General features: G+C 60.7%; 8 protein-coding genes. 3 read left to right on the forward strand and 5 right to left on the reverse strand.

The annotated features are described in order from the left end of the window. Window positions 1–23 precede the first annotated feature (23 nt). Window positions 24–899 (reverse strand): glucose-1-phosphate thymidylyltransferase RfbA, encoded by an 876-nt coding sequence (gene rfbA / locus BGN91_RS12630; protein WP_292613647.1) that lies wholly within the window; start codon window positions 897–899, stop codon window positions 24–26. Between the two features lie 105 nt (window positions 900–1,004). Here rfbA and rfbC point away from each other — a divergent pair, with 105 nt between their 5' ends. Together rfbC and rfbD are read left to right on the forward strand one after the other, a co-directional pair. Next, the gene (rfbC, locus tag BGN91_RS12635) at window positions 1,005–1,559 is read left to right on the forward strand and encodes a dTDP-4-dehydrorhamnose 3,5-epimerase (protein WP_292613649.1); all 555 of its coding nucleotides are present in this window, start codon (window positions 1,005–1,007) and stop codon (window positions 1,557–1,559) included. Then, window positions 1,559–2,473 (forward strand): dTDP-4-dehydrorhamnose reductase, encoded by a 915-nt coding sequence (gene rfbD, locus BGN91_RS12640; protein ID WP_292613651.1) that lies wholly within the window; start codon window positions 1,559–1,561, stop codon window positions 2,471–2,473. Before rfbC ends, rfbD begins: the two co-directional genes overlap by 1 nt. 13 nt (window positions 2,474–2,486) lie before the next feature. Here rfbD and BGN91_RS12645 read toward each other — a convergent pair whose 3' ends face one another. The 4 genes from BGN91_RS12645 to BGN91_RS12660 all read right to left on the reverse strand — a co-directional run bounded on the left by BGN91_RS12645 (window position 2,487) and on the right by BGN91_RS12660 (window position 8,666). Then, the gene (locus tag BGN91_RS12645; RefSeq protein WP_292613653.1) at window positions 2,487–4,838 is read right to left on the reverse strand and encodes a glycosyltransferase family 2 protein; all 2,352 of its coding nucleotides are present in this window, start codon (window positions 4,836–4,838) and stop codon (window positions 2,487–2,489) included. Continuing rightward, a complete protein-coding gene (locus tag BGN91_RS12650; protein WP_292613655.1) occupies window positions 4,835–7,288 on the reverse strand; it encodes a glycosyltransferase family 2 protein in 2,454 nt (817 codons plus the stop codon). Before BGN91_RS12650 ends, BGN91_RS12645 begins: the two co-directional genes overlap by 4 nt. Window positions 7,289–7,380: 92 nt before the next feature. After that, window positions 7,381–8,253 (reverse strand): hypothetical protein, encoded by an 873-nt coding sequence (locus BGN91_RS12655; protein ID WP_292613680.1) that lies wholly within the window; start codon window positions 8,251–8,253, stop codon window positions 7,381–7,383. A 182-nt stretch (window positions 8,254–8,435) separates the two neighbouring features. Then, complete coding sequence (locus BGN91_RS12660) at window positions 8,436–8,666, reverse strand: hypothetical protein (RefSeq protein WP_292613656.1); 231 nt, start codon at window positions 8,664–8,666, stop codon at window positions 8,436–8,438. A gap of 279 nt (window positions 8,667–8,945) precedes the next feature. Here BGN91_RS12660 and BGN91_RS12665 point away from each other — a divergent pair. After that, a partial coding sequence (locus BGN91_RS12665; RefSeq protein WP_292613682.1) for a glycosyltransferase occupies window positions 8,946–10,015 on the forward strand: 1,070 nt, incomplete at its 3' end.

Consider the following 10,015-nt stretch of genomic DNA (forward strand, 5'->3'; position numbering starts at 1 on the left):
TCGATCGCCTCCGTGGACTTGAATCAACATTCATATGAAAGGGCAACGGACTTCAGATACTCGCCGTAGCTGCTCTTCGCGTTCTTCTCGGCTGCTTTCTCGAATGCCTGAAGCGAGATGTAGCCCTGACGCAGCGCGATCTCCTCGGGGCAGGCGATTCGCAAACCTTGGCGCTGTTCCAGGATCTGAACGAAGTGGCTGGCCTCGACGAGCGAGGAATGCGTGCCGGTATCGAGCCAGGCGAAACCGCGCCCGAGTACCTCGACATAGAGGTTGCCGCGCTCAAGATAGGTGTTGTTGACGTCCGTGATCTCGATCTCGCCGCGTGGGGACGGCTTGATGCCGGCTGCGATCTCGACGACGTCGTTGTCATAAAAATAGAGCCCGGTGACGGCTATGTTGGACTTCGGCTGTTTCGGCTTTTCCTCGATGGAGCGCGCGCGGCCGGTGTCGTCGAGTTCGACCACCCCGTATTGTTCGGGGGTGTTGACGATATAGCCAAACACCGTGGCGCCATGGTTGCGGGCCGCCGCCGCCGATAACATGCGCGGCAACCCGTGCCCGTAGAAAATGTTATCACCTAACACCAGCGCGACCGAGTCCGAGCCGATAAAGTCGCGACCGACGATGAAAGCGTCCGCCAGCCCGCGCGGGGTCTCTTGCGTGGCATAGGCAAACCGCATGCCGATCTCGCTGCCGTCGCCCAGCAGCCGGTGAAACAGCGGCGCATCCTGGGGCGTCGAAATAATCAGAATCTCGCGGATGCCGCCCAACATCAGTGTCGAGAGGGGATAGTAGATCATCGGCTTGTCGAAGACGGGCAGGAGCTGCTTTGAGACGACCGTCGTCACCGGGTAAAGGCGTGAGCCCGTTCCGCCGGCAAGAATAATCCCCTTCATGGCCCCTCACATTATATCAGCGATAACATAACATATAGTGTTAAGTACGCAAGTTTGTTATCAATGAGGAGATGCTGTAAGTTAATAAAACCAAAGTGACATGAAATGAATGTTATCGAGACTGAAGTTCCGGACGTCGTCATCATCGAGCCGCGGCTGTTCGGCGACCCGCGCGGCTTTTTTCTTGAAACCTATCAATTTCTTCGTTACGCCGAGCACGGCATCAGTCGTCCGTTCATCCAGGACAACCTGTCCCGCTCCGCGCGAGGCGTGCTGCGCGGACTCCATCTGCAAAATCCGCTCACCCAGGGAAAGCTGGTGACCGTCCTGCGCGGCAAGGTGCTGGATGTCGCCGTCGACGTGCGGGTAGGCAGTCCCAATTTCGGGCGTCACGTCGCCGTTGAACTGAGTGAAGAAAACAGACGCCAGCTCTGGGTCCCCCGAGGCTTTGCGCACGGCTTCGTCGTTCTCTCCGAGACCGCTGACTTCTTCTACAAATGCGACGATCTCTACAGTCCGAAGGACGAAGTCTCGATTCGCTGGAACGATCCGTCGATCGGCATCGACTGGGGCGTGGAGGCGCCGTCCTTGTCGGCCAAGGACGCCGATGCGCCGTTGCTGGCCGACGTCAAGAACCTTCCGGTCTATGGGCAAGTCTGATGCGAATATTATTGACGGGTACCAACGGGCAGGTCGGCGGGGCACTGCGGCCGCTCCTGGAAAAGGGCGGCACGGTCGTGGCGCCATTGCGTACCGAATTCGATCTGTCGAAACCCGAAACGCTTGGCATGGCGCTCGATGCATTTGAACCCGATCTCATCGTCAATCCCGCAGCTTATACCGCTGTCGATCGGGCCGAGGACGAGCGCGAGCTTGCGTTTCGCATCAATGCCGAGGCGCCTGCCGCGATCGCGGCATGGGCGGCGCGTCATCGCGTGCCGTTGGTCCATTTCTCGACCGACTATGTCTTCGACGGAACGGATGACGGGCCGTGGCGCGAAGACAGTCGGACCGGCCCGCTCTCGGTCTATGGCGCGAGCAAGCTCGCCGGCGATCTCGCTATCCGCGCGGCCGGCGGACCGCACCTGATCGCGCGCACTTCGTGGGTCTATGCCGCGAGCGGAGCCAATTTCCTTCGCACCATCGCGCGGCTCGCGGGCGAACGCGCGGACCTCCGTATCGTTGCCGATCAGGTGGGCGCACCGACCACCGCTAGCGCGATCGCCGATGCCGTTGCCGGCATCGTGTGGTCGAATGCGCCGAACCTGGAATGGCTGTTCGCGCGCAGCGATGGTGTCATCAATCTCGCTTGCGCCGGCGAGACCAGTTGGTATGGCTTCGCCCGCGCTGTCGTGGCGGGGTTGAAGGCGCGCGGCATGAAGCTCGCAGTCAAGACAATCACCCCGATTGCAACGGCGGACTTCCCGACAAAGGCCAGACGGCCCGGCAATTCGAGGCTCGATCTGTCGCGTTTGAGAGACCGGTTCGGAGTGACCACGCCGGCCTGGCAGGATGCGTTATCGGCGGAGCTCGATCATTTCGTCGCCTTGCAACGCGGTCAGGCGGGTTACTAAGCCCGGGGGAATCTCAAAACCCCAACGGCAAATCGTGACCCCGTGGCGGACGGTTGTATCGCGGGTTCCGTGGCCCGGGCGGCCAGGCTAGGCCGCCATACGGAACGCCGTCGCGCGACAATTGCGGATTGTAGGTCGGGTCATCATTGAGCATCTCGCCCCAGCGCGCACGCAGCAAGTTGAGTTCGTGTTCGAACCGGTCTCGCCGGTCGGCGCGCGCGTCGCTGCCTCGGCTGACGGATTCGGCGTGGATCAGCTTTGCGTGCGGCGTAAAGACAATGCGTTTGCCGGCTTCGCGCAGGCGCAGGCAATAGTCGACGTCGTTAAACGCCACGGCGAAGCGGCTTTCGTCCATCCCGCCGACCGCAAGATAGTCGCTTCGCCGGGTTGCAAGGCAGGCCGCAGTCAACGCGCTGCATTCGTGCGCCACGAGGAGCTGATCGAGAAAGCCGGGGTCATCGCTGACTCGGTCTGTGCATGCGTGCGCGACTGAAAAGTTCATGCCCAGCACGACGCCGCCGTGCTGAACGACGCCACCGGGCAAGGTCAACAACGCGCCGACCGCGCCGACGTCCGGTTCGACCAGGCGCGCCAGCATTTCCTCGAGCCAGTCATCGGATACTGCCTCGATGTCGTTGTTGAGGAAGCAGAGGATGTCGGTGTCGAGTTCTGCGGCGGCGCGATTGTTGAGGCGCGCGAAATTGAAAGGCCCTTCGATCCGCAAGGTCCGGATGCCGCGTCGTGGCAGATCGGCAAGAAAGCCGATGGCTTCCGGATGGGCGCTGTCATTGTCGATGACGAGGATATCGGCACGACAGCGTTTGATCGCCGGGGCAATGCTGTCGAGGCATGTGCGCAGCATCGAAACGCGGTCGCGCGTCGGGATGATCACAGTGGTCCGATGCCGCACGAAGGGTCGCCTGATCCGAACCGCAGGAAAGAAATTGCCCCGCTGCTCGGTTGCTTCCGCGTCAATACCGCGTGACCGCAGGTGCAGGCGGCTCGCTGCAGAGAGCAACCGGCTGGCCTTTGCCCGATCGAACACCGGCATGGTCGCCAATGCGCCCGGCAGGTGAAGGAAATCCGCTTGCTGCGGACCGGTCCGATCCAGCAGGCCGTTGAAGAGGCGGTAGAGATTATCCGGCCGTGTCCCGAGCGTCGCGATCAGGGCGTCGCGCCGCACCGCGAACAGAAGCGCGCAATACCCCTGCTCGAGCATCCTTTCATAATCGAACGCCGGAAAGGCAAGCGGCCAAAGACGACCGTCGTCAGCTAGAAAGTCAAGGTCGCCGTATATGGCGACCGCATCGGGATGGGCATCGAAAGCGGCGGCGATACGCGCCAGAGCATTCCGTTCCAGCGCCACACCCGCCATGGCCACCACAACGTGGCTCGCATCGGGCGCGGCATTCTGCAGAAATTCCAGCATGGCGTCGCTGTCGATTAGAAGCGGTTGACCGTCGATCGCGCCCGCGGTCCAGTTCTCGTTGCTTTGCGTTTCAAGCGTGGACAGCGTTTGTTGCGCACCGTCGCTACCGGCGATCACGATGGCCAGCCGAAGCGAACTTGGCTGCGGCTCCGGCAAGGGGAATCGGTCGCGCCAGTCCGCATAGTCATGAAGAGGCAGCGAAGCGGGAATGAGCTGATCGTATAACTTGCCGCGCAGCCGCTCGGCCTCGTAACCGCCGACGACGTCGATCAACCCGGCAAGGCCGTCGGGAAACGCGACGAAGACCGCCGTTGCCGGAATCTGTTCGCCGTCTTCTCGCCGCAGCAGGATTCGATGGACACGGCCATCGGCAAAGCGTTGCGGGACGTGAAAATCGAAAGCGCGAACGTTGCGTGAAGCCTCTCCAACGGCCTCGCCGCCGATGTGCGTCCAGCCCGCGGTGCGCGCCTGTGCAACCGATTCCCCATCGACGATTGCCTCCAGCGTAACGGCGGCTTCGCTATCGATCCAGCCCTGAAAGCGCAGGCCGCCCAACCAACGCAGCTTGCCGGTCGGGCGCAGATCGACGGAAGCCGCGTTATTATTCTCAAGATCGATGGGGCGACCGATGGGAGTTTCGAGGTTGGCTACGCGAGCCGAGAGATGGCGTGCGGCACGGAGCAAATCGGGATCGATGATTATCGCAAAGCCGCACGTGTTGCTGTGGTCTTGCCCACAGCATTCCGGCGCGAAAGCATCGGCGTGCGCCGTCTTCAGCACCAGGCCGTCAAGCAGGATGTCGACCGTGAAGCGGCGTTCCGGAGCCTGCGGATCGAACACGAAACCGGATACCGTCCCGTCGTCGCTGAGCGCGAGCCGGCTGACCAGCTCCGGTTCGGCGATCGGTAGCTTGCGCACTGGTATGATGCGCGTCATGCGTTCCACCGCTCGATCCACTCGATAACGGCATCGACCAGCCCTCGATCGTCCGCGTCCGCCGGAATCGCAAGATCTCGCTTGCGCGGTCTGATCGATCCGCCGGACCAGTCGCGGTACGCGACAGATATCGGAGCCCGTCTTGCAGTTTCGATAAGCGGATGTCCGAATGCGGGTTCCCCGAAGTCTGTGAGCAGCCAGCCTGGATGATGCGGCGCGAGCACATCGCCGATTTCACCGGCTGTGACCGCACCCGTTACGAAAATATTCGCATAGGACATCAGACGATCGTCGTCACTTGTCGTGCCGGCTATGATTATCGATCTGGATGGATCTCGCCGTCCCAGATAGTCTGCCAGCCTTCGTATCAAGCGGAAGGATGCAGGCGAGGGCGCAGACGGCACGATGGCAAGCGACTGGCGCGCGCCGTGGCGAGACGCCAGCGTCAGTGGAGGAGTCGGCCAGTCCTGGAGAACGATTTTGCGATCGGGCCAGCGCGCTTTCGCAAATGCCCTGGCCGCCTTGCCGGAAGCAAGAAACGGCGTTTCGTCGGCAAGCCCGATGACGGCTTCGCCGAGGTTGCCTGATGTCACCCATGGATTGACGGGAATGTGAAGTCTCCGCATCAGTGCGACCAAATCCGGCAACGGATCCGGCTCGATAATCTCGACGCGAACAGGATGCAGCCGCGCAATGACATCGGCAGCCTCGGCTATGGTCGCCTCGGTTCCGAAACTCAACCGGATGGTCTGTGGGCTGCTGCCATCGGCCGCCTTGAGATGAACGACGTCGTGCTCTCGCAACAGAAGGATCGCACGCTCGCCACGCTCGCGGAGGTGGCGGGCTCGCTCCTCGGCGACGGCGATGACGTTTCGTCGATTGCCGAGAATCAGCACCGAAGGTTCGGAAGGCCATGTCAGCGCGTGATCGAGCCTTGCACGCGCGGCTCGCAACGGATCCGCGACCTCGAACGCGCGACATTCCCGCCGGTAGTCGGGGAATCGCCGGTCCAGGATTTCGAGATTGCGGAGAACCAGACTTCTCTTTTCGTGCCGGAAGGATTTTGAGCCGTGATGTCCGACATAGACGGACGTGGCGCAGACATTGCGAAAACCCTTGGCGCGCGCGCGCAAGCAGAGATCGACGTCCTCGAGATAGCCTCGCTCGAAGTTCTCCGAGAGCCCGCCGATGGCGGCGAGGCAGTCGCGTGTAATATAGAGACAGAAGCCGATGCCGCTCGGAACGTCGGTGACATCGCCGGCATTGGCGATGCTCGCAATCCGGTCGATCTCCAGAGTGCTCTCATAGCTTTGCATCGGATTGAGATCGTTCGGTGTCGGAAACGAAAAAATATCGCCGTTGTTCGACAGCGGAGTGACCGTCCCGATATTCGGCGCGGAGTGCGCCGCGGCCGCCAATCGCTCAATGAACCCCGGCGGCACGATGGTATCCGAGTTGAGCAGCACGACATCACCAGCCGGTATCGTCTCCAGCGCGCGATTGACTGCGCCGACGAAGCCGAGATTGGTCTGGTTCACAAGATGATCGATCGTCTCGGCTGCAGCGAGGTCCTTCAGATAGCGTCGCAACTCAGGTTCGGGCGTGGCATCGTCGACTGCCAGAATGCGGAAGGGCTGCCGTTCGGCCGAGGCACGCGCCTTGATGAGGCTGTCGAAGCAGTCGAGTGTTGCCGGTACGTCCCGGTACACCGGAACGACAACGGTGGGCGCGGTGCTATCGGATCGTGATACGACGGATTTGCGCGCGCCGGTCCGGATAACCGGCGGAGGCGACTGGTTGGGAGCGAGCCGGCGAACCTGGACGATCTCGGCGCCGCAGGTCAGCGTCAATGTCTGAGGCGTGGCGGATGGCGGACGCCGAACCAGAAAAGCCGTTGCCTGAACCTCAATTCCGGCTAGCGGATGAAACGAATTGGATTCAAGCGTGCTGGTGAGAGTGCCGTTCTCAAATTCAAGTCTGACTTCGATCGTGTCCGCCGTAGTCCATGCGACCCAGCCCGTCACGTGATTGTCAAACACCGAGCAGGCGGTCCAGTACCGATGTCCTGAACGGCGGAGCTGCTCGATGGCAGCTCGCAGGATCGCTGGATTGCTGTCGCGGCCGATCAGGTTGGTTGCCGCCGTTCGCCGGCGCTCGTCTGTCGACCAGGCGAGCATTCTGCGGTTGGCCGCAAGATCGGACGGGTCGACGAGAAGCGCTTCGGCAAGGTCGGCCAGCGCCAACTCCCTGCGTTTCAGCCCCCAGTTCGCCTCCGCGCGAAGCACGAAGCAATGCGCAGCCGAGGGGCCGGTCCGGCAACGTCTGTCCGCATATTTGAACGCCGAAAGAAAGTCCCGATCGGTGATCGCTTGAGCGGCCATGCGTTCGAGCTTGACGTGCGAGCCGAACCTGGCACGAGCCTGCGTGTCATTTGCGGTCCCGAGCATCATTGCCGTTGCCCTGACCAGTGAGCGTCCGACCGGCGTTTCGAAGCGGCTGCTGGACTTCGAAGCGTGATCCGAAAAAAGCGGAAGCCGATTTTCTATCGAGCCGCACTCGCCTGACGCTGCTGGCTGCGGAAAACCCTCACCCGTGCGGAGCCGGCAGACTTGCGTGGCATCGCAGGAGTCGCGACCTGTTCCGTGGTTGCAGTATGCTCGATGCCGATGCGAATACCGACCAGCGGTTCACGGTTGGTCGGACCCGACAACACGACCCGCTTGCCGACCGCACGAAGAGTTGGCGCATTCAGGAATCCTGCCTCGGCGACAAACTTCAGATCATCGGCTCCGCTCATTTCGAGAACGATGGCGGTGAGGGGGAGGGCTCGGCCGCGCGTACCGGCATAGGTGCCGAGCGCCACCATTTTGCCGCTGCCAGACTGACCATTTGCAAACTGGACCGCGTAACGGATATCGACGCCCGCCGGCCTATCCGGCCATTCCAGAGCCACTCCTTCCACGCGGGACGGCGCGGCCGGACCCGCGATCCACGCATTGGGTCCGACAACGATGTCGCCGCGACCCGCCACATGGCCGAGTATCTTTAGGCCGTCGGTTGCAACATGCGTGTGAAGTCCCACGCCGTTTCCTGCACCGAGTGCAGTGGGACTTCGGCCGGCCTGAATTTGTTCGACGCGTACGACAGCGGCCCGCGATCCGCCCGGTCTTGCCGGCTGGACCTGAACCTGCAAGGTGCCGGGCGTGTTGACGCGAACGACGAGGCCCGAATTGGGCTGCCACAATGTTGGCTCGGTCGCATCGGGATGCAGGATAATCTCCATGCGTCGCTCATGCCCTTCGGCCGGGGCGACCATCACGTGAGGCGGTGAGGCGGAGTCATCCGCGCTCTTATAATTTACAAAGAACAGTCCGCGGTCGAGACTCAGCACCCTCTGTTGTTCAGCGTCATTCATTGTGCCCCGAAACAGATCCACCTGTCGTCTCCTTCAGCCGTGCCAGTTCATCATGCGCAGTCGCCTTGGGGGGAATGTCTGCTGTTAAGACCCCAATGGAGCGACGATCGATCAATTGTCGGATCTGGCCGACGCTCCCCGCTTTTCCCAGGATGCCGATGACGATCGGTCATGATGGAATATCAAACCAGCAAGGCGGTTGATTTCGTCGGCGAGAGAGATTGCCGGATGTTTTCAGCCTCCACGCTCAACGATGCAGCCATCTTGCGCAATCTGTCGTTCTCGTCTCTCAGCAGCGTGATGGAATCGGCGATGCTCTCGGCGGTGTCCGGCAGGTTCTCAAAACCATTCCAATCCGGATGCGGGATTTGCGGCGAGTAGGCTGAAGGATGTTGTGTCAATTTGAGGCTCATCGCGAACGCCCTGCGCTTTCGATTGTATTTTGTATCATACAGCGACTTCGGAATTCATTTCCACGCAGTGTCAACTTCGACGACTTTTAGGGCAGGAAGATGTCAGATTGAAGTTAGCTCGATGATTGAGGGTCCCAATTCATTTGGAACTTGTCAACGCGCGATAAATTAAGCGAAGAATAATTGGACGAGATTGCTATTGAATGGTTCGCAGGCAAAAGTTTTTTACTTAAAAGGCAACGCACACGCTCAGCCGAAATATCATGCCGCCGAGACATCATGCCGATGAAGATCTTATTCGTTCATAATAATTTCCCGGCGCAGTACCGAAATCTCGCGGCGGCGCTGGCCGCTGAGCCGGGTTTCGAACTCGCTGCGGTTGGCGCATCGAACGCGCAGCCGATGTCTTCGGTAAAGTTGATTAAATATGCACTTCCTGATGCCGACGTCTCGGGGACGCATCCATTCGCGAGGCGTTTCGATCTCGAATGTCGTCGGGCCGAGCAGGTTCTCTACAGTCTTTCCACCCTGGCGACTTCGGGCTTTTCTCCGGATGTGGTTCTCGCACATCCCGGCTGGGGAGAAACACTGCCGTTGCGCACCATGTTCCCCAAGGCGAGGCAGTTGGTTTATTGCGAGTTCTATTATGGCGCTGAAGGACGTGACATCGGATTCGATCCGGAATTTCCGATCTCAGGTCGGGATGGCCATATCGGGCTGCAGCTCAAGAATGCGACAACCCTGCTCGCTCTCGCTGACTGCGATGTCGGAATTTCGCCCACATATTGGCAGCAGTCGACTTTTCCAAGGCATTATCAAAGCAAGATCGAAGTTGTTCATGAAGGAATCGATACGTCGCGCGTGCGACCTGACGCGCAGGCGCGCCTGACGCTTCCAAACGGCCGACAGGTCGGGAGTTCTGATGAAATTGTGACGTTCGTCGTGCGCAATCTCGAACCTCTCAGGGGCTACCACATCTTCATGCGCGCGCTTCCCGAAATTCTGAGACGCCGGCCCAACGCGCAGATTGTCATCATCGGCAGGGATGGCCTGTCTTATGGTCTCCCTCCGCCGGCGGGCAACAACTGGAAGTCGATCTTTCTAGCGGAAGTGCGCGATCGGCTGGATATGTCGCGCGTTCATTTCATGGGCGGTGTTCCATACGACACTTTCATTGCAGCACTTCAGGTTTCATCCGCGCATGTCTATCTGACTTACCCCTTCGTGCTGTCCTGGTCGGCGCTGGAAGCGATGAGCGCGGGCTGCCTGGTGATAGGGTCCGATACCGCTCCGGTACGCGAAGTCATCAGTCCTGGAGACAACGGCCTGCTGGTTCCGTTTTTCGCCGT

It is taken from the genome of Nitrobacter sp. 62-13, from assembly GCF_001896955.1.
GTDB lineage: Bacteria > Pseudomonadota > Alphaproteobacteria > Rhizobiales > Xanthobacteraceae > Nitrobacter.